Raw genomic sequence first — 20,330 nt, forward strand, 5'->3', positions numbered from 1 at the left:
GGGGCGACACCCCCGGGGGAGGAAGACACGTGAGCGACAATCACGAGCCGCGGATGTTGATCGGCGGGGAGCTGGTCCACGCCGACTCCGGCAAGACCTTCGACAACGTCAACCCGACGACCGAGGAGGTCATCGGGCAGGTGGCCGACGCCGGCAACGCCGAGATGCACCGGGCCATCGACGCGGCCCGGGCCGCGTTCGACGACACCGACTGGTCCACCAACCGGGCGCTGCGCAAGCGGTGCTTGGAGCAGCTCCAGGCTGCGCTGGAGGGCGAGCGGGAGGAGCTGCGCGAGGAGCTCATCGCCGAGGTCGGCTTGCCGCGGATGGCGACCCACGGGCCCGGCCTCGACGCCCCGCTCCAAGATGCGCTGAGCTACCCGGCCAAGCTGATCGAGGAGTTCGGCTGGGAGACCGCCCTCCCCGACGCGCCGGGGTTGATGGGCGGAATCCAGGCCCGCCGGATCATCAAGGAGCCCGTCGGTGTCGTCGGCGCCATCGTGCCGTGGAACTTCCCCTTCGAGGTAACCATGCAGAAGCTCGGCCAGGTGCTGGCGACGGGCAACACCATGGTCCTCAAGCCGGCCCCCGACACGCCGTGGAACGCCACCCGAATCGGGCGGCTGGCCGCAGAGGCGACCGACATACCGCCCGGCGTGCTCAACGTGGTGACCTCCTCGGACCACCTCGTCGGGGAGGAGCTGACCCTCTCGCCCAAAGTCGACCTGATCTCCTTCACCGGCTCGACCGTCGTCGGCCAGCGCATCATGGAGAAGGGCGCGGCGACCATGAAGCGGGTCTTCCTCGAGCTCGGAGGCAAGTCCGCGACGATTGTCCTCGACGACGCCGACCTGCCCGCGGCGATCCTGTCCGGTCTCGGGGTGTGCTTCCATGCCGGGCAGGGCTGCGCCATCCAGACCAGGATGCTCCTGCCCCGCTCCCGCTACGACGAGGGCGTCGAGCTGTTGAAGGGCGCCTTCGCAAACGTGCCCTACGGCGACCCGAGCCGCCCCGACGTGATGATGGGCCCGCTCATCTCGGCCAAGCAGCGGGCCAGGGTGGAGGGCTACATCCAAAAGGGGGTGGAGGAGGGCGCCACCCTGGCTCTCGGCGGCGGCCGCCCCTCGCACCTCCCGAAGGGATGGTTCCTCGAGCCGACCCTCTTCGTGGACGTCGACAACTCGATGACCATCGCCCAGGAGGAGATCTTCGGCCCGGTGCTGGTAGTCATCCCCTTCGAGGACGACAACGACGCGGTGCGCATCGCCAACGACAGCAAATACGGCCTGTCCGGCGGCGTGTTCTCGGCCACCCTGGAGCGCTCGATGGCGGTCGCCCGGAGGATCCGCACCGGCGGCGTGTCGGTCAACGGCGGCGCTCCCTACGGACCGGACGTCCCCTTCGGCGGTTACAAGCACAGCGGTATCGGGCGCCAAAACGGGCTCCAGGGCTTCGACCAGTACCTAGAGGTCAAGTCCGTCGCCTGGCCGGTCGGCTGACTGCGATGACCGCGACCGAGGTCTACTACGACCCCTACGACTTCCAGATCGACGCCGACCCGTACCCGGTGTGGAAGCGGATGCGCGACGAGGCGCCGCTCTACTACAACCCGGAGCACGACTTCTACGCCCTCAGCCGCTTCGACGATGTCGAGCGGGCGATCCAGGACTGGAAGACCTACATCTCCGGTCGGGGATCGGTGCTCGAGCTGATCCGGGCCAACCTCGAGCTCCCGGCGGGCCTGATCCTCTTCGAGGACCCGCCGGTGCACGACGTGCACCGCAGCCTCCTCGCCCGGGTCTTCACCCCTAAGAAGATGGCGGCCATCGAGCCCAAGGTGCGGGAGTTCTGCGCCCGCACCCTCGACCCCCTGGTGGGATCGGGAAGCTTCGACTTCATCCGGGACCTGGGGGCGTACATGCCGATGCGGACCATCGGCTACCTCCTCGGCATACCCGAGTCGGACCAGGAGGCGATCAGGGACCGCGTCGATGCCAGCCTCCGCTTGGAGGAGGGCACGACCGGCAACGTCACCGACAACTACGACAGCGGTGCCGCGCAAAACGAGATGTTCGAGGACTACATCGACTGGCGCGCCGAGCACCCCTCCGACGATCTGATGACCGAGTTGCTCACCGTCGAGTTCGACGACGAGACCGGCACCCGCCGCCGCCTCCGGCGCGACGAGGTGCTGACCTACGTCGGTCTCCTGGCCGCCGCCGGCAACGAGACCACCACCAGACTCATCGGCTGGACCGGCAAGACGCTCGCCGAGCACCCCGACCAGCGCCGGGAGATCGCCGCCGATCGCAGTCTCATCCCCAACGCCATCGAGGAGATCCTGCGCTACGAGGCGCCCTCCCCCGTCCAGGCCCGCTACGTGGCCGCCGGCGTCGAGCACTACGGCACTCCGGTGCCGGAGGGGTCGATCATGGTCCTGCTGAACGGGTCGGCCAACCGCGACGAGCGGCGCTTCCCTGACGCCGACCGCTTCGACATCCACCGCAAGATCGGTCACCACCTGAGCTTCGGGTACGGGCTGCACTTCTGCCTTGGCGCGTCGCTGGCCCGCCTCGAGGGACGCGTCGCGCTCGATGAGGTCCTAAGCCGGTTCCCGGACTGGGAGGTCGACTACGACAACGCTCAGCAGGCCCGAACCTCCACGGTCCGGGGCTGGGAGCGACTACCGGTCCATATCGCAGGGGGGAAATGAAGTCATGAGTACAACACTGTCCGATCTGTTCGTGGTCGACGCCGACTCGCACTGGTCCGAGCCGGCCGACCTGTTCACCCGCCTGGCGCCTGCCGCGTTGAAGGACCGGGTACCCCACCACGAGGTCGTGGACGGCCAGCGGATGTGGGTGATGGACGGCGTGGCCATCGGCCAGGCCGGCGCCGGGGCGGTGATCGGCGCCGACGGCAAGAAGGCCAAGGCCGTCGACTCCCTCATGGTGTGGCAGGTCGAGGACGCCCATGCTGGCGCGTCCGACCCGAAGGCTCGCATCGGGGTGCTCGACGAGTTCGGCATCAACGCCCAGGTCATCTTCCCGAGCACCATCGGGCTCGGCGGTCAGGACCTCGGCAAGGTCGCCGACCAGGACCTGTGCCGGATCTCCGTGGAGATCTACAACGACGGGATGGCCGAGATCCAAGAGCAGTCAGCCAACCGCCTGCTGCCGATGCCGCTGATGCCGGCATGGGACGTCGACCTGTGCGTCGCCGAGGCCCGCCGGGTGGGGGCGATGGGGGCCCGGGGGGTCAACATGACCTCCGATCCCCAGGACCTTGGCGCCCCCGACCTGGCCAGCCCGGCGTGGGACCCGTTCTGGGCCGCCTGCGCGGAGCTGCGCCTCCCGGTCCACTTCCACATCGGCGCCAGCATCACCGGCATGACCTTCTACGGCAAGTACTTCTGGCCGTCGCAGGCGGACGGCACCAAGCTGGCGATCGGCGGGTCGCTGCTGTTCATCGGCAACGCCCGGGTGGTCACCAACTTGATCTTGGCGGGGATCTTCGACCGCCATCCCGATCTGCAGTGCGTCTCGGTGGAGAGCGGCGTCGGATGGATCCCCTTCATCCTAGAGACGCTCGACTACGAGATGTTCGAGAACGCCCCCGACGAGCTGGCCAAGCTTCGCAAGCCTCCGTCGGAGTACTTCCGCTCGAACCTGTACGCGACGTTCTGGTTCGAGAACAACCGCAACCGGCTGCCCGACCTGGTCGAAGCCGTCGGTGAGGACCGCATCCTCTTCGAGACCGACTTCCCGCATCCGACGTGCCTGTACCCCGACCCGCTGCAGGGCGTCGAGGCCAAGATGTCGACGCTCGAACCGGCCGTTCGGGCCAAGATCATGGGCGAGAACGCCCGGACCCTCTACCGGCTCTGAGGATCCGATGTCCGAAGATGTCATCGAGGTAAAAGGCGGCAAGGTCGTCTACGAGTTCGTCGGGCCCGAGGACGGCGAGGTGGTCGTCGTCACGCCCGGAGGCCGGTTCAGCAAGGACGTCGGCGGCGTGCACGAGCTAGCCGACGCTCTGGCGGCGGGCGGCAAGCGGGTGCTGCTTTGGGACCGCCCGAACTGCGGACGCTCCGAGGTGCAGGTGTTCGGCAAGTCAGAGTCGCACATGCGCGCCGAGATCCTCGGGTTGCTGCTCCGCCAGCTGGGCATCGACCGGGTCGTGGCCGCCGGCGGTTCGGGAGGGGCCAGGGACTCGATCGTGTTCACCATGATGTGGCCCGAGATGGTCCGCAAGCTCGTGGTGTGGGCCATCGTCGGCGGTACGTACAGCACGATGTCACTGGCCGGCGTCTACGTGCTGAACGAGCTGCGGACGGTGCGGGCCAAGGGGATCGAGGGCATACTCGAGCTGTCGGGGCCCGCCGGCGGCTTCGCCGACATGATCGCCGCCAACCCCGCGAACCGCGACCGTCTCCTGGCCATCGGCAGCGAGGAGTTCGAGCGGGTGATGAACCGCTGGCTCGATGCCTACATCCCCAAACCCAACGAGGCCATCCCCGGGGTGGCGGACTGGGAGTTCGCCGAGATCGACGTCCCGACCCTGATCGTGCGGGGCGGCGAGCGCGACTTCGACCACCCGCCGCGCACCTCCCGGGAGGTGCACAGCCTCATCCGCGGGTCGCGCCTGGTCGAGCCGCCGTGGCCGGAGGACGCATGGGAGCGGTCCTCCGAGGCGCGCAACGCCGGGACCGGGGCCCTCTTCGGCTTCTGGGTGCAAGGTGCCCAGGTGATGCTCGACTTCATAGACGAGCCGTGACCGGGCGGGCCGACGCCGTCACCGACGCCGGGCCTGGTCCGGTTCCGACCGACAACTTCGTCTCCGATCTCGACATCACCGAGCTGCTGGTGTCCGAGCAGCGCTGCCTCGTGATGGCTCCCGCCACCGAGGAGCTCCGGCGCGGTGGGGCGGCGCTGCTCGGGGCGGTCGCGACGATGGTCGATGTCGGGGCGTCGCACCCGGCGATGATCGCCAGCCGTCCGGGATGGATCACGACGCAGGACCTCTCGGTGCACTCGACGGGCATCGCCGTCGAGGGGCCCATCGTCGTCGACTGCCGCCTGGCCCGCGCCGGATCGAAGGTGGTAACCGTCTCAGCCGCCGGCTACGACTGCCGAGGGTTGAGCGACGTCGAGGCGGTCCTGGGCGCCCTGGACGAAGCGGCGTCCCTGACCGCCCTGGCCAAGAGCCTGATCACCTTCGCCCGGATCCCCCGCTCGGCTGCGCCCGGCATGGACGGCTACGACCCGCGGCAGTGGATCGGAGAGGTCCGGCGGATGCCGGCGGTGGCGTCCCCCGCGACGGTCGGGCAGCGGATGGGCGTCGAGGTGATCGACGCCGGCAGCGGCCGGCTGCAGCTGCAGCGCCGCCCCTACCTGACCAACTCCATCGGGACGATCCTCGGTGGGGCGCAGTTCATGCTGGCGGCCCTGGCCGCGGAGCGAGCCCAGCCGGGTCGGCAGACGCTCGACTTGCAAATGCACTTCCTGGCCCAGGTGAAGGTCGGGCCGGCCCACACCAGGGTGGAGGTGGTCCGCGCCGGGGTGGACCACCGGGTGCTCAGCGTCGAGGTCCTAGACGCCGGCGATGGGGGTCGGGTCCTGTCGATGGCGACGGTCACCCTCACCTGAATGACGCGCCGCCGATCGCCCGGCCCGTGTCGAACCGCACCGCATCGTATTTCGACGTCGACGTCGATCTACGCTGTGAACCGACGAAGCGTCGGTTCACCGACCAGGAGGCATTCCTTTGACTGCAGTGATGAACGGCGTCCGCATCCTCGAGGTCGCCGAGCACACCTTCGTACCCGCGTCTTCCGCCCTGCTGGCTGATTGGGGTGCCGAGGTCATAAAGATCGAGCACGTCGAGCGGGGCGACGCCATGAGGGGCTTGGCTGCGTCCGGGACCATGCCGATCACCGGCGACATCCACGCCCTGTTGGAGCACTCCAACCGGGGGAAGAAGAGCCTAGGGCTCGATCTCAAGTCCGCCGAGGGGCTCGAGATCCTCTACAAGCTGGCGGAGACCGCCGATGTGTTCCTCACCAACAAGCTCCCGGCTGTTCGTCAGAGCCTGAAGATAGGCCTGGAAGAGATCCGTCGCCACAACCCGAACATCATCTACGTGAGCGGTACCGGCCAGGGGGAGCGGGGACCGGACGCGGACAAGGGGTCGTACGACTCGCTGGCGTTTTGGTGCCGATCCGGTACGGCGGTGGCCATGACCCGGCCGGAGTACGGGCATGTGGCTGGCCCTCCCGGACCCGGCTACGGCGACTCGATCGGAGCGATGACCATCGCCGGCGGGATCATGGGAGCGCTGTTCCACCGTCTCAACACCGGCGAGGCGACCACGGTCGACGTTTCCCTCCTGGCCTCGGGCATGTGGGCCATGGGGCAGGGGATCGCGCTTTCGCTGCTCCTCGACAGGCCGTTCACGCCCCCTCCGACCGACATGCCCAAAGCCAACCCCCTGGTGGCCAACTACATGACCAAGGACGGGCGGTGGATCTCGCTTTGCTGCCTGCAGGCCGGCCGGTACTGGATGCCGCTGTGCGAGGCCATCGGCAAGCCGGAGCTGGGTTCCGACCGCCGCTTCGCTGACCACGGCGCGCTCATGGCCAACAGCGCCGAAGCGGCGGCCATCTTGCGCGACACCTTCGCAGAGCGTCCCGTCGCGGAGTGGAGGGAGCAGCTCGACGGTTTCGTGGGCCAGTGGACCGTGGTGCAAGACACCCTCGAGGCGGCCGCCGATCGTCAGTCGGTAGCCAACGGGTACATGCAGGACTGCCAGACCGCCAGCGGCTCCACGTTCAAGTTGGTCGCCGCGCCGGTGCAGTTTGGAGGGCAGCCGGCCAAGGCGGGGAGGGCCCCCGAGTTCAACGAGCACGGTGACGAGATCCTCGCCTCGGTCGGCCTCGACTGGGACACGATCGTCGACTTGAAGGTAAAAGGGGTCGTGGCCTGACCGCCCGGTCAGCTGTCGAGCAGCGCGGCGGAGGGCGGGTCCAAGTCGGTGATGGACGTCGCGGCCGGTGACTGCCGGGGGATCATGGTGACCGTCGGTATCGCGGCGCTGGCGCCGCAGCGCAGGACGGACTCGACGACATGGACCAGCTCCTCTTGGTCGAAGACCGTGCCGCTGAGCAGGCCGCGGCTCATCCACGTCGGGAACAGCTCCCCAAGCAGATCCATGTCCCACCCGGTCATGAACTGGGAGCTGGCGATGCCCTCGCCGCCGGCGCAGTCGCCGACGACCAGACGTGTGAAACCGACCTCTGGGTGCTCGACGCGCCACGCCTCGACCAGCTTGTCCATGGCCGCTTTGGTCACGGTGTAGGAGGCCAGGCCCGGCCAGGGATGGGTGAAAGACGCGCTGATGCTGGAGAGGTACACCGCGGTGCCGTTGGAGGCGGCGAGGTGGGGGAGGACGGCCGCTGTGAATAGGGAAGCGCCGACCACGTTGGTGTCGAAGGTCCGCCGCCAGGCGGCCGCGTCGAGGTGCTCGATCCGGCTGAGGACGCCCACTCCGGGGCAGTAGACGACCCCGTCGACGCCGCCGAGATGCTGGGCCGCCTCCTCCACCGCGTCGCGGCAGGCGTCCTGGTCGGTGACGTCACACGTGATCGCCCGGGCGCTCGGCCCTGCCTCGGTTGCCGCGTCGCTCAGCAGCTCCCGGCGGCGGGCCAGCAGCGCGACCTGGGCGCCGCGCCTGCTAAGACCGATACCCAGGCACCGCCCAAGGCCGGTCGACGCACCGACGACGATTATGCGCATGCCGCGGTTGGTGCTGGGCGTCGTCACCTTCAGGCCTGGGGCCCGTTGGGCCACCGCAGCAGCGATCCGGCGTCGACGCGCAGCTGCTGGCCGGTGACGTATCGAGACTCCTCGGACGCGATGTACAGCACCGCGTTGGAGATGTCGAGCGGCTCGACGTAGGGGACCGGCATGGCCTGGAAGTAGGTGAAGGCCGGCATCACGTCCTCCTCGGTGGGGTTGTCGAGGTCGGGCCGGAACACCTTGTACACCTCGTCGTTGTGGAGGAGGTGGGTGTTGCAGTTGGTGGGGTGTACGGCATTGACCCGGATCTTCTTCGGGGCCAGCACCAGTGCCATCTTCTCGGTGTAGCCGACAAGGGTCTTCTTCGCCCACGAGTAGCCCATGCCGCCCCAGCCCATCGTCCCGGTGTCGGTAGCCCCTTCCATCAGCCCTGCGGTGGACCCGGTGATGACGACCGACGCCCCGTCGGGGAGGTGGGGGATTGCAACGGGCACCGTGTTCATGACGCCGATGAGGTCCACATCTGTCGCGTCAACGAAGTCCATCGGGTTGCCTGTCCCCATCGGGCAGATGCCGGCGATGGCGACGACGACATCGAGATGGCCCAGCTCCCGGAGGCCCGCTTCCAAAGCGTTGCGCAGCGACTCCCGGTCGCGCACCTCTGCCTGCCGGGCGAACACTCGCTGGCCGGCCGCCTCCAGATCCTGTGGCCTGGCGTGAATCGACGTCAAAGTCAAGGATCCGGCGGTCTGATACCGTCCGCAGAAGGTGAGATCAGCGCCAGGGGAGGCTCGGAGTGGACACCGCGACGGACAGCTACAGGTTCATCGAGTACGAGTTGCTCGAGGGGGGAGTGATCGCTCGTATCACGCTGAACCGGCCCAAGCAGCGCAACGCCCAGAACCGGGGACTCCTCGTCGAGCTGGACGATGCGTTCCGCCGGGCAGAGGAAGACGACGCCGTCCGGGTGGTCATCCTGGCGGGAGCCGGGACGATGTTTTCCTCCGGGCACGACATGGGGTCGGCGGACGCACGGGAGGAGTCAGCCCCTGGACCCAACCAGCACCGCACCTGGACCATCAACGGCGGGACGCGGGAGGGTGCGGAGCGGCTGATGCTGCAGGAGTGGCACTACTTCTTCGATAACACCCGCCGCTGGCGGAACCTTCGCAAGATCACCATCGCCTCGGTGCACGGACCAGTGTTCTCCGCCGGGTTGATGATCATGTGGGCCTGCGATTTGATCGTCGCGTCCGACGACACGGTCTTCGCTGACGTGGTGGGGACCCGCCTCGGCATGTGCGGGGTCGAGTACTTCGGCCACCCCTGGGAGTTTGGCCCCAGAAAGGCCAAGGAGCTGCTGCTGACCGGGGACTCCCTCGACGTCGAGGAGGCGCACCGCCTCGGGATGGTCTCGAAGATCTTCCCCCGAGAGGAGCTCGCGGAGCGCACCATCGCTTGGGCCAAGCGGATCGCTGCCACCCCCACCTTCGCCGCCTTGCTAATCAAGGAGTCGGTGAACCAGACGGTGGACAGCATGGGCTTCTACAACGCCTTGAACTCGTGTTTCACCCTCCACGAGCTGAACCACTCGCACTGGGCCCAGGTTCACGAAAACGGGTATCCCGTCGCCCTGCCCGAAGACGGCATCCCGGATTGGCGCAGCGCACCTCCGGTGCTCCCAGCCCTGAAGGACGAGGTGGAGGCTCCTCACCCGCAGACCTGACACCGGGAACGGCGTGGGCCGACCCAGGCGATCCGGTCAATTTGAACATTGACATCACTGTCAATGACCAGTAGCGTCCCGGGCCGTACTGAAGTGCGAGGTCGGGGGAGCTAGTGCTGCAATACATCCTGTCGGGCTTGGCCCTCGGGGCGATCTACGCCATTGCGTCTTCGAGCCTCGTCGTCACGTTCGTCTCGGCCGGCATCCTCAACTTTGCGTTCGGCTCGATGGCCTACGTCATCGCCCGGATCTACTACTGGCTCAACTCGCAGCAGGGATGGCCCACCGACGTGGCCGGCGCAGTGTCGCTGCTCGTGGTCGCTCCGCTGGTGGGCATCCTCTTGTACTTCCTGTTGTTCCGGTTCCTAAGCGGCAAGTCCACCCTGGTGAAGATGGTGGCGACCATCGGCTTGTCGGTGGCCCTTCCGCCCGTGACCGACCTGGTCTTTGGTACCCAGACCATCACCTCGGCGCCGGGGCTGGCGTCGCTGTCGGACCCGCCGTACCACTTCCTCGGGACGCCGGTCACCACCAACCAGGTCATCACCTACGGCTTCCTCCTGTTCGTCCTCGTCGCCGGCACCGGGATCTTGAGGTTCACCGACGTCGGCTTGCGGGTGCGGGCGATGGTCGACTCCGAAGCGATGGCTTCCCTGTCGGGGAGCAACCCGAGCCGGGTCGCCCTCGGTGTGTGGGCGATGAGCGCCATGCTCGCCGGGGTCGCCGGGATCCTGGTCGCGCCGACCAACGGGTTGACCACGACGGGCATGACGGAGCTGATGGCCGCGGCGTTCGCCGCGGTGGTGGCGGCCCGGCTCCGTTCGCTGCCCGGGGCGATCGCCGTCTCCCTGGCCATGGGGGTGGTCACCGACGTCATCCAGAAGTACCTGCCCGCGAACAGCTCCTTCACCGCGGCGATCATCCCGAGCATCCCGTTCGGGTTCATCCTGGTGTTCCTGATCATCTACCTGGTCCGCTCCGGCTCCCTCCGGGAGAGCGGCGACGAGGGAGGTCCCCTCGACGCGGCGATCCGGCCGGCCAACGCGGATGGGGGCGGCGCGGCGCGGGCGGCGGTGGGCGGCCGGCAAGGCGCGGTGACCGGCGTGGTGTTCGTCGCCCTCCTCGCTTTGCTGCCACTCCTCTTCCACGGGTCCGGCTACTGGCTGGGGCTGGTCGCCCTCGGCGTGTCTTACGCCATCACCTTCCTGACCTTCACGCTGGTCACCGGAGAGGGGGGCATGCTGTGGCTGTCGCAGATCATCTTCGCTGGGGTCGGTGCGCTGGCGACGGCTCAATTCGTCGTCGAGCTGCACGTGCCGGTGCTCGTCGCGGTGGTGCTCGCCGGGGTGGTAGCCGCAGCGGCCGGGGCGATCATCGGCGTGCTCACCATCCGCCTCGGCGATCTGTACGTGGCGCTGGTCACCCTCACGTTCGGGTTGCTGGTCGAGACCCTGGTGTTCACCATGAGCCGGTTCCTGCAGGGCGGGGTGGGGGTGCCTGTAAACCGGCCGAGCTTCGCGACCAGCGACATGACTTTCTCCTACCTCGGCATCGGGGTGTTCTTGGTATTGGCCCTCCTGATCGTCAATCTGCGGCGCTCCACGAGCGGGATGGCGCTGCGGGCGGTCCGCGACAGCGAATCGGCGTCCCGGACCATCGGCCTCAGCGTGCTGCAGGTGAAGGTGATCACCGGCGCGCTGGCGGCGTTCGTCGCCGCGGTGGGCGGCGGGTTCCTGGCCATGGACGCAGGCGTCGCCCAACCGCAGTCATACGCCACCTTCCTCGGCCTGATATGGCTGGCCGTGGTCGTCACCCTGGGCGCCCGGTCGATCATCGGGGCTGCCCTCGCCGGGCTGTCGTTCTCGCTGCTCCCAGGCGTATTTTCTACCTATCTGCCCACGCGGTGGGCTGAGGTGCCGTCGATCTTGTTCGGACTCGGGGCGATCAGCGTCGCCCGCAACCCGGAGGGAGCGGTCGCCCAGAACGCCGCTCAGATCCGCGCTCTCCTGTCGAGGAGACGGCCCCGTCCCCGCGGGGGTGCCGGTCAGGCCGGCCAGCCGGCCGGCCCGGCGGTCGTCGTTGAGCATCCCGGAGCGGAGAGCTTGTACCACCCGACCAACTCGACTGTGACCACGAAGGCGTTACCGTGACCGACACCACCTCACCGCCGGCGACGGGACAGGGTCGCCCCAACGGCGCGGCTGCGGGCGGCGGGTCCCTCGAGTGCAGCGGCGTCACCGTGCGCTTCGGGGGCCTGGTGGCCCTCGACAACGTCGACCTAGCCGTGCCTCCCGGGACGATCGTCGGGCTGGTCGGCCCTAACGGGGCCGGCAAGAGCACGCTGTTCGGGGTGCTCTCGGGGCTGCTGCGGCCCAGCGCGGGGAGCGTCCACCTCGGCCTCGACGACGTCACCGACGATCGTCCCCAGGCCCGGTCGATGCGCGGACTGGCCCGCACGTTCCAGCACCCCGAGCTGTTCACGGGCCTGACGGTGCGCGACCACCTGGTCCTCGCCCATCGGGCCCGTCACGCCAAACGCCGGGTCTGGACCGACCTGCTCAGCTTCGGGAGCCTGCGGGGCGCTGACCCGGCCGAGACCGCCGAGATCGACGGGCTAGTGCGCCTGCTCGGGATGGAGGGCATCGCCGACCGGCCGGCTCTCGGCCTGCCCCTAGGGTCCGCTCGTCTCGTCGAGTTGGGCCGGGCGCTGGCGACCACCCCGAGCATCCTCCTGCTCGACGAGCCGTCCTCCGGCCTGGACTCGTCGGAGACGGAGCAGTTCGAGGCGGTGCTCCTCGACGTCGCTCGCAGCCGCGGCATCTCGGTCCTGCTCGTCGAGCACGACGTCGAGATGGTGATGAGGCTCTGTGCCACGATCTACGTCCTGGACTTCGGCTCGGTCATCGCCAAAGGCGCTCCCGAGGAGATCCGGGCCAACCCGGCGGTGCGCGCCGCCTACCTCGGCGACGAGGTAACCGCCGCCACCTCCCGCAACGAGCCGACGCTCACACCCGTCGCCGAGGAGCTGCCCGCCTCCGCGGCCAGCCGGGTTGGAGCCGACGCCACCCCCGCCGCGGGAGAGGGCAGCGCGCTGCTCGAGGTGACGGACCTCGCGGTCCGCTACGGGGACGCCTTGGCGCTCCAATGCGTGTCGTTGACGGTCCACCACGGCCAGGCCCTCGCCGTGCTGGGCGTCAACGGAGCCGGGAAGAGCACCCTGGCTCGGGCCCTGTCCGGGCTGGTGCCGGCGTCGCATGGCAGCATCACCCTCGACGGGCAGGACATCACAGGATGGGCGGCGCACCGGATCCGCCGGGCCGGAATCGTGCACCTGCCGGAGGGCCGAGGCATCTTCCGTAGCCTCACCGTGCAGGAGAACCTGCGGATGGCGTCCGCGGTCGCCGGGGATCGCCGGGCCGCCAGGGACGCCTTGGACCTGGCCATGTCGATCTTCCCGATCCTCGGTCAGCGCCGGCGCCAGCTGGCCGGGCTGCTGTCGGGCGGCGAGCAGCAGATGCTGTCGCTGGCCCGGGCGCTGGCGACCTCGCCCCGGGTAGTCATCGCCGACGAGCTGTCCCTCGGCCTCGCTCCGATGATGGTCGACGTGGTGTTCGAGGGCCTGGCCCGGGCGCGCGATGAGGGCGTCACCGTGATCATGATCGAGCAGTTCATCCACCGGGCGCTCGGGTTCGCCGACCGCTGCATCGTCATGCAGCGGGGGCAGGTCTCGTGGAGCGGGCCGGCGACCAACGCCGCCAAGGAGGTGCTGCGCCGGTACCTCGGCGACTCGATGACCGCGGGCGCGTGACCGGTCCCGGGAGGTCGTCGGGCCTCCGGTCGCCCTGACGACCGGCCGAGGCCGGCGGGGACACTATCCTCGTCGACGGATGGCGACCGGAGCACGAAAGGTCGAGCGGCCCAGGACGGCGCTGGCGGTGGTGTCGCTGGTCCTCTTCCTCACGTTCCTCGACAACACCATCGTCTCGGTCGCCCTGGCCGACGTGCAGACCCGCCTGCACGCAGGGGTCACCGCGCTGCAGTGGGTGATCGGCGGGTACGCGCTGAGCTTCGCCGCGCTGATGCTCCCCTTCGGCCTCCTCGGTGACCAGGTGGGTCGCCGCCGGGTGATGGCAGGCGGCGTCGCCCTTTTTGCTGCCGGCTCGTTGCTCGGCGCGCTCGCCCCATCCGCCGGGGTGCTCATCGCGGCCCGGGTCATCATGGGCGTCGGGGCCGCCGCCTCGGAGCCAGGGACGCTGTCCATGGTCCGCCACCTCTTCCCCGACCCAGCCGAGCGGGCCACCGCGCTCGGCGCGTGGGTCGCGGTCACCGGACTGGCCCTCGCCGCCGGGCCGGTCCTCGGCGAGCTGTTGGTGGCGGTGTGGTCGTTTCGAGGGGTGTTCGTGGCCAACGTCGTGCTGGCGGCGGCGGCAATGGCCGGGATCTACCGCTGGCTGCCGGAAAACGCCGATCCCACCGGGGGGCGCCCGAAGACCGCGTCGTTGGTCCTCGGCCCCGCCGCCTTGGCCATGGCTACCGGGGCGGCGGTGGACGGCGAGTCGGCGGGGTACGGGCACTGGCTGGTGGTCGCGCTCTTCGCCGGTGCGGCGGCGGCGGGTGCGCTCTTCGTGCTTGGCGAACGAGGCGCGGCGGAGCCGATCCTCGACCTGCAGCAGTTCCGCCAGCGGGCGGTGGGCGGAGCCAACGCGATGGCCGTCGCCGCGTCGTTCGCCACCTTCGGGCTGTTTTTCTGCGTGCCCCTCTACCTGGCCGAGGTCGGCACGGCCAGCGGCTACACGCTGGCCGGCGACTTCGCCCTCCTCACGGTGGCGATGACGCTCACCTCCGGGCTCACCGGGCGGTGGGTCGCCCGGCGCGGGCCGCGGCTGCCCGCGGTGGTGGGCAGCGTCGTCGCCGCCATCGGCATCGTGGCCACGGAAATCAACCTCACTCCGCAGGCGGGCGTGACCCGCATCGGGTGGACCCTGGCCCTGGCCGGGGCCGGGCTCGGGACGGTGTTCGTCCCGGTCACGTCGGTAGCCATCGCCGCCGCGCCGGGACGCCGCTCGGGGAGGGCCGCGTCCACCATCAACACCAGCCGGGAGCTGGGCGCGTTGGCCGGCGTCGCGGTGCTCGGGGCGATCATCAACGGCCAGCTGACCGTCAGCCTGACGCGGCGCCTGACGGCGCTGCACATCCCCCCCGCCATCCGCTCGATGGTCGTCACCGGGGTGACGACCGGGCAGACCAGCGCCGGCTACGGCTCCGACCCCCGGCTGCAGGCGCTAATCGCGACCGTCGAGCGGCCCGCCTACGCCGCGTTCCGCCACGGCCTGGACCTGAGCCTCGGGGTCGGCGTCGCCTTCTTGTTGGTCGCCGCGCTCGGGGTGGCGTTCACCTTCCCCGGGTCCGGTAGGCCCTCCGCCGTTTCCGGCCCGGCTCAGTAGAGACCGGAAGCAGCGATGACCAGCGGGCTTCTCGGTGTCGGCCTGGCGTTGGCGTCGGCAGGGTGTTACGACGCCGGCTACCTGCTCGAGAAGGGAGCGATCAGCCGGGTGCCGTCGCTCACCGCCCACCGCGGGGCGACCAGGGTGCTGATCGGTTCACGCCGATGGCTGCTTGGCGCGACCGCGATGCTGTCGGGGCTGGCGCTGCGCTTCGTGGCGCTCACCGTGGCGCCGGTCGCCGTCGTGCAGCCGATCCTCGTCGGCGGAACCGTCGCCATCGTCCCTGCCGCTCGACTCATGCTCGGCGAGCGCGTCGCCGGGCGGGAAGCAGCGGCGGTCGGTGCCCTCACCGTCGGGGTTATCGCGGTGGCGCTCGGCGCAGCCCAAGCCGACGCCGGCGGGGGCCGGCCAGGGAACGGGGTGGCCCTGACGGTGATGGTCGCTGTCGCCTTGGCGCTCGTCGTCGGGATGCGAGGAGGGTTCAGCGAGACGCGCAGCCGGGCCGCCGGCGTGGTCTGCGTCGCCCTTTGCTACGGCACCGGCGCTATCGCCGAGAAGGGCGTCGCCGTGCAGGTGTCCGCCCATGGCGTGTTCCCCGGCGTCCGGGCGTCGCTGGTGACCGTCGACCCGTGGTTGTTCGTCGCCGCGACCGCGGCCGGACTGGTCCTGTTCCAAGTCGCGCTGCAACGCCAACCCGTTTCGGTCCTCGTCCCGGCGACCAACGGCCTGTCCTCCGCTTGGGCGGTCGCCGGCGCAGCCGTGGTGTTCGCCGAACGGTGGCCCCACCAAGGGCCGGCCCGCGCCGCGTTGGCGTGCGGGTACGTGGCGCTCGCCGCCGGGGTGGTGGTGCTGCACCGCGTGGGCGCCGACGACCGGGCCGCACTCGGCGGCAGGCGGCCTGCGCCCAGCCCGCCCTAAGCCGACGGTTACGCTCGGCACCCCGTGAGGCGCCGACCGGACACCCAGCGCGTCTCGATGGTCACGGCCATGGCCCTGGCGGCGTTCGTGCCGCTCCTTTTGACCAAGCCGGGGCAGGTGGCCGCCGACACCAAGCAATACCTCTACCTCGATCCCGGCCGCCTCACCGTCGGAGCAGCGTCGATGTGGGATCCCTCCACCGGCCTGGGGACCGTCACCCACCAAAACATCGGTTACCTGTGGCCGATGGGCCCCTACTACACGCTGATCGAATGGCTCGGGGTGCCGGTGTGGATCGGTCAGCGGGTCTGGATGGGCGCGCTGCTCCTGGCGGCCGGGTGGGGAGCGGCGTGGTGCGCCCAGCGGCTCGGGCTCGGTCTCCTCGGCGCGACCGTCGCCGGGTTCGCGTACATGCTCACCCCCTACATCATCGACTACATCGCCCGGACGTCCGCGCTGGTCATGCCGTGGTCGGCGCTCGGGTGGTTCATCGGTCTGACCGCCGTCGCAGCCCGAACCGGGCGATGGAAGCCGGTAGCGGTGTTCGCCTGGATCGTCGCGTTCGTCGGCGGCGTCAACGCCACGTCCATCTTCCTCGTCGGGTTGGGCCCCGTCGCGTGGCTGGTCCTCGCCGTTGTGGGGACCCGCGAGATATCCGCTCGCCGGGCCGTGCACACCGCGGCGCGCATCGCCGGGGCCAGCCTCCTGGTCAGCCTGTGGTGGATCGCCGGGCTGATCGTCGAGGGTCGTTACGGGATCAACGTCATCAAGACCACCGAAACCGTGGCCACGGTGGCCCACACGTCGTCGGCCGCGGAGGTGGCACGCGGGCTGGGCTACTGGTACTTCTACGGATGGGACAAGGTCCAACCGTGGACGCAGGCCGCGGTGCCCTACACCCAGTCGCTGTGGCTGCTCGCGGTCAGCTTCTCGGTGCCGACGTTGGCTGTCGGGCTCGGCTGGGCCGGCCGCTGGCGGTACCGTCCCTTCGCCATCGCGCTCGTCGGGCTGGGCACCGTCGTCGCGGTCGGCGCCTACCCCTACGCCCACCCGTCGGTGTTCGGGCAGGCGATCAAGTCCGCGGCCAGCGGTTCCACCCTGGCACTGGCCACCCGCTCGGTGGACCGGGTGGTGCCGCTGGTCGTGCTGGGGCTGGCGTTGCTGCTCGGGTCCGGCACCGATTGGGCCCGGTCCCACGGGTCGGCGCCGGGGCTGCTCGTCGGCGCGGCGTGCGTCGGCCTGGTCGCCGCTGACCTCCCGCCGCTTTGGACCGGTCAGCTGGTGGCCGACAACCTGGCGCGCCCGTCGTCGGTGCCCGCCTACTGGCACCAGGCCGCGGCGTACCTCGACGCGGGCGGTGACGCCACCCGGGTCCTCGGCCTGCCCGGTGAGGACTTCGCCGCCTACTCCTGGGGCGTCACCCAAGACCCGGTGGCGCCGGGGCTGATGACCCGCCCCTACGTGGCCCGGCAGGTGGTCCCGGCGGGGACGCCGGCGGCCGCTGACTTGCTGCGAGCGCTCGACGAGCCGCTCCAGGAAGGGTCGCTCGACCCGGCGTCCATCGCCCCGATCGCCCGGCTCATGAGCGTCGGTGACATCCTCGTGCAGTCCGACCTTCAGTCCGAGCGCTACGGGACACCGCTGCCCCAGGTCCTCTGGCAGCGGCTGCAGCCGACCCCGGCAGGGCTGAGCTCCCCGGTGGGCTTCGGAGCCCCCAACCCCGCCGCGCCGATCCGCTACCCCCTCGACAACGAGGAGCGCCTCGCCCTGCCGGCCGGTGCGGCCCAACCGCCGGCGCTCGCGGTGTTCGGGGTCCCCGGCGCCCGGCCGCTGGTGCGCACCGAGGCCGCGACGAGCCCGCTGCTGGTCGCGGGAGACGGGTCGGGTCTGGTCGAGGCCGCCGCGGCGGGCCTCCTCGCCACCAACGCGACGGTCCTCTACAGCGGATCGCTCGACACCGACCCGCAGCGCTTCGCCCAGGCCATGGCCGACGGGGCGCAGCTAGTGCTCACCGACACCAACCTCCGGGCCGGTCAGCGGTGGGGGACGCTGAGCGACAACATCGGCGAGGCCGAGACCCTGACGCCGCCGCTCACGACGGATCCCTCCGACTACCCGCTCCCGGTGTTCCCCGGCGCCGGCAGCGACGCCCAGACCGTGGCCCAGCTGACCGGGGCGCGCGCCGTGCGGGCTACGGCGTACGGCAACCCGGTGACCTACACGCCTGAGGACCGCCCGGCCAACGCGCTGGACGGGGACCGGGCCACGGCATGGACCTTCGGGGCTCACTCCGCGGTCGCCGGTCAGCGCATCCGCGTCGACCTAGACCACCCCGTCTCGCTCGACCACGTGACGCTCCTGCAGGCGTTGGGCACCCGCCACATCACTGCGGTCACCGTCGAGGCCGGCGGCCACCCCGTCGCCCACGCGCTGCTCGGCGCCGCCTCGCTGCACGGGGCAGGGCAAGTCGTGCGTTTCCCCACGACGACGACCGCACGCGTCGACGTAGTCGTCGACGGGGCGACCGGCGGCGCCCACCAGCGCTTCGACGGGCTCGGCCCGGTCGGGTTCAGGGAGATCTCCATCCCCGGCACCCAGCCCGTGCGCGGCGCGCTCCGGTTGCCCACCGACCTCCTCAAGAGGGCGGGGGCCGCATCCCAGTCGCACCCCTTGACCATCCTCCTGGCTCGGCGGCGGGCGCCGCAGCCGCCCCGCACCGATCCCGAACGTCGCATCGTCCGCACCTTCACCCTGCCGACGGCCCGGTCCTTTCGCGTCGGCGGCACCGCGGAGATCGCCACCACCGACCCCGACCAGCAGATCGACGGTCTCACCGGCCGGGTCTTGACCCCCGGCGGCGGAGGGCCAGTCGGTGTGCTCGAGGCGTCCTCGTCGGGGCGCCTGATCGGTGACCGGGCGTCGACGGCGATGGCCGCCGTCGACGGCAACCCGTCCACCGCGTGGGTGCCCGAGACCGGGCCTCAAGCAGGCGCCAGCCTCCACTACCAGCTGAGCGGGCCGGTGACCCTCGACCACCTCTCGATGCAGGTGATCAACGACGGCCGTCACTCCCTGCCGACCCGGGTCACGATCCAGGCCGGCGGGCAGTCCCGCACCGTCACCCTCCCCCCGCTGGCCGTCGGGCAGGGCCGCCCGCAGGGCGCAACGTCGCCGGAGGAGGTCCGCTTCGCCCCGATCGCGGGGAGCAGCGTCACCGTCACGATCGACGCGGTGAAGGAGGTCCGGGTGCCGGACTACTACTCCACCTTCGCCGGCACGACCGACGAGCTGCCCGTCGGGATAGCCGAGCTGGGCCTTCCTGTGCGGGCGCCCGCCGTGGCGACGCAGGTGCCGGTCCAGTGCCGCACCGACGTGCTGGCGGTGGACGGCACGCCGATCCCCGTCGAGGTCACCGGGTTGAGCGCGACCGCTCTCGCCGGTCAGGGCGTGGCGATCCGCGGCTGCGGCGCGGCGGCCGGCGGCGTACGGCTGTCGGCCGGGCCCCACACGGTGACCACGTCGCTGCCGGAACCGTCGGGATGGGCGGTCGATACCCTCTCGCTCAGCTCCGGGCCGGGCGGAGCGGCCTCGGCCAACCCGGCGCCGGCCAGCGCCCTGCGGACTCCCGCGGTGCAAGTGCTGCACCAGGACCGGACCTCGCTCACCGTGCGGGTCCCCAAGACGCGCGGGCCGATGTGGCTGGTCCTCGGGCAGAGTCTGAGCTCGGGCTGGCAGGCGACGCTGCCGGACGGCCGCAGCCTGGGACCGCCGGTGCTGGTCGACGGGTACGCCAACGGGTGGTACCTCCCGGGCGGCACCGCCGCCTCCACGGTGATCACCCTCCGGTGGGGCCCGCAACGACTGGTGTGGGCGGCCATCGCCGTGTCCGCCGCCGCGCTGGCGGTGTCGGGGGGTGTGGCCATCGCACCGCCATCAGCCCTGGCGTGGGTCCGCCGGACCCGGCTGCTGCCATCCGGGAAGCGCCGGGAGCGCCCGGCCCGTCGCCGGCCGCTCATGGAACGGCGCGCTGCTCCGCAACTGGCGACCGTTCTCGTCTCGGGGGTCATCGCCGCGACGTCCCGCCCCGCCATCGGCGGCGCCCTCCTCGTGGCCGCCGCGCTGGGAGGGCGGGTCCGAGCGGCGCGGGTCGCGGTGCGCGCCGGCGCGGTCATCGCGTTCGCCGCGACGGGCGCCTACATGGTCGTCGAGCAGGCCCGCTGGCGGTACTGGCCCACCATCGACTGGCCGCTCTCCTTCCCGGCGGCCAACGACCTGGCGTGGGTCGCGGTGTCGCTCGCCGTCGCCGACGTCTGTGCCGGCGGGTGGGCGCTCGATCGCCGGCGGCGAGCCGCTCGGGTCGCGCCCGCCCCGGTCGACGGTGACGCCCCCTGACCGCCGGGAGGTAGCCGAGGCCTCCGCCCCCGTCGGGTATGTTTGACATCGACA

The 20,330-nt window shown here is 70.6% G+C and carries 14 protein-coding genes; 12 read left to right on the forward strand and 2 right to left on the reverse strand.

The genetic code is table 11. From position 1 onward, the window contains the following. Window positions 1–53: 53 nt before the first annotated feature. From K6U06_RS00915 to K6U06_RS00940, 6 genes are all read left to right on the forward strand, one after another. Window positions 54–1,499, forward strand: a complete 1,446-nt coding sequence (locus K6U06_RS00915) for an aldehyde dehydrogenase family protein (protein WP_410050958.1) — start codon at window positions 54–56, stop codon at window positions 1,497–1,499. Between the two features lie 5 nt (window positions 1,500–1,504). Further along, window positions 1,505–2,713: a cytochrome P450 gene (locus K6U06_RS00920; protein ID WP_262320002.1), complete on the forward strand. Its 1,209-nt coding sequence runs from the start codon at window positions 1,505–1,507 to the stop codon at window positions 2,711–2,713. Between the two features lie 4 nt (window positions 2,714–2,717). Then, complete coding sequence (locus K6U06_RS00925; RefSeq protein ID WP_262320003.1) at window positions 2,718–3,887, forward strand: amidohydrolase family protein; 1,170 nt, start codon at window positions 2,718–2,720, stop codon at window positions 3,885–3,887. A gap of 7 nt (window positions 3,888–3,894) precedes the next feature. Next, window positions 3,895–4,776: an alpha/beta fold hydrolase gene (locus K6U06_RS00930; RefSeq protein WP_262320004.1), complete on the forward strand. Its 882-nt coding sequence runs from the start codon at window positions 3,895–3,897 to the stop codon at window positions 4,774–4,776. Next, a complete protein-coding gene (locus K6U06_RS00935) occupies window positions 4,773–5,648 on the forward strand; it encodes an acyl-CoA thioesterase domain-containing protein (protein WP_262320005.1) in 876 nt (291 codons plus the stop codon). Before K6U06_RS00930 ends, K6U06_RS00935 begins: the two co-directional genes overlap by 4 nt. 118 nt (window positions 5,649–5,766) lie before the next feature. Beyond that, window positions 5,767–6,984 carry a CaiB/BaiF CoA transferase family protein gene (locus tag K6U06_RS00940; RefSeq protein WP_410050942.1) on the forward strand — a complete coding sequence of 406 codons (1,218 nt, stop codon included), beginning with the start codon at window positions 5,767–5,769 and terminating at the stop codon, window positions 6,982–6,984. A gap of 8 nt (window positions 6,985–6,992) precedes the next feature. Here K6U06_RS00940 and K6U06_RS00945 read toward each other — a convergent pair whose 3' ends face one another. Both K6U06_RS00945 and K6U06_RS00950 read right to left on the reverse strand, forming a co-directional pair. Further along, on the reverse strand, window positions 6,993–7,793 hold the full coding sequence (locus K6U06_RS00945) for an SDR family oxidoreductase (RefSeq protein ID WP_410050959.1): 801 nt from the start codon (window positions 7,791–7,793) through the stop codon (window positions 6,993–6,995). A 29-nt stretch (window positions 7,794–7,822) separates the two neighbouring features. Next, window positions 7,823–8,518 (reverse strand): SDR family oxidoreductase, encoded by a 696-nt coding sequence (locus tag K6U06_RS00950; RefSeq protein WP_410050960.1) that lies wholly within the window; start codon window positions 8,516–8,518, stop codon window positions 7,823–7,825. 74 nt (window positions 8,519–8,592) lie between these two features. On the opposite strand from K6U06_RS00950, the gene K6U06_RS00955 reads away from it, so the two are divergent. From K6U06_RS00955 to K6U06_RS00980, 6 genes are all read left to right on the forward strand, one after another. Next, window positions 8,593–9,522: an enoyl-CoA hydratase gene (locus K6U06_RS00955; RefSeq protein WP_262320009.1), complete on the forward strand. Its 930-nt coding sequence runs from the start codon at window positions 8,593–8,595 to the stop codon at window positions 9,520–9,522. Between the two features lie 113 nt (window positions 9,523–9,635). Then, window positions 9,636–11,672: an ABC transporter permease gene (locus K6U06_RS00960; RefSeq protein WP_262320010.1), complete on the forward strand. Its 2,037-nt coding sequence runs from the start codon at window positions 9,636–9,638 to the stop codon at window positions 11,670–11,672. After that, window positions 11,669–13,330, forward strand: a complete 1,662-nt coding sequence (locus tag K6U06_RS00965; protein WP_262320011.1) for an ATP-binding cassette domain-containing protein — start codon at window positions 11,669–11,671, stop codon at window positions 13,328–13,330. Before K6U06_RS00960 ends, K6U06_RS00965 begins: the two co-directional genes overlap by 4 nt. A gap of 79 nt (window positions 13,331–13,409) precedes the next feature. Next, complete coding sequence (locus K6U06_RS00970) at window positions 13,410–14,966, forward strand: MFS transporter (protein ID WP_262320012.1); 1,557 nt, start codon at window positions 13,410–13,412, stop codon at window positions 14,964–14,966. 15 nt (window positions 14,967–14,981) lie between these two features. Next, window positions 14,982–15,884 (forward strand): hypothetical protein, encoded by a 903-nt coding sequence (locus tag K6U06_RS00975; protein ID WP_262320013.1) that lies wholly within the window; start codon window positions 14,982–14,984, stop codon window positions 15,882–15,884. A gap of 24 nt (window positions 15,885–15,908) precedes the next feature. Then, window positions 15,909–20,276 (forward strand): alpha-(1->3)-arabinofuranosyltransferase, encoded by a 4,368-nt coding sequence (locus K6U06_RS00980; RefSeq protein WP_262320014.1) that lies wholly within the window; start codon window positions 15,909–15,911, stop codon window positions 20,274–20,276. Window positions 20,277–20,330: the final 54 nt, after the last annotated feature.

The sequence above is a fragment of the Acidiferrimicrobium sp. IK genome (genome assembly GCF_025499425.1).
Classification (GTDB): domain Bacteria; phylum Actinomycetota; class Acidimicrobiia; order Acidimicrobiales; family Palsa-688; genus Acidiferrimicrobium.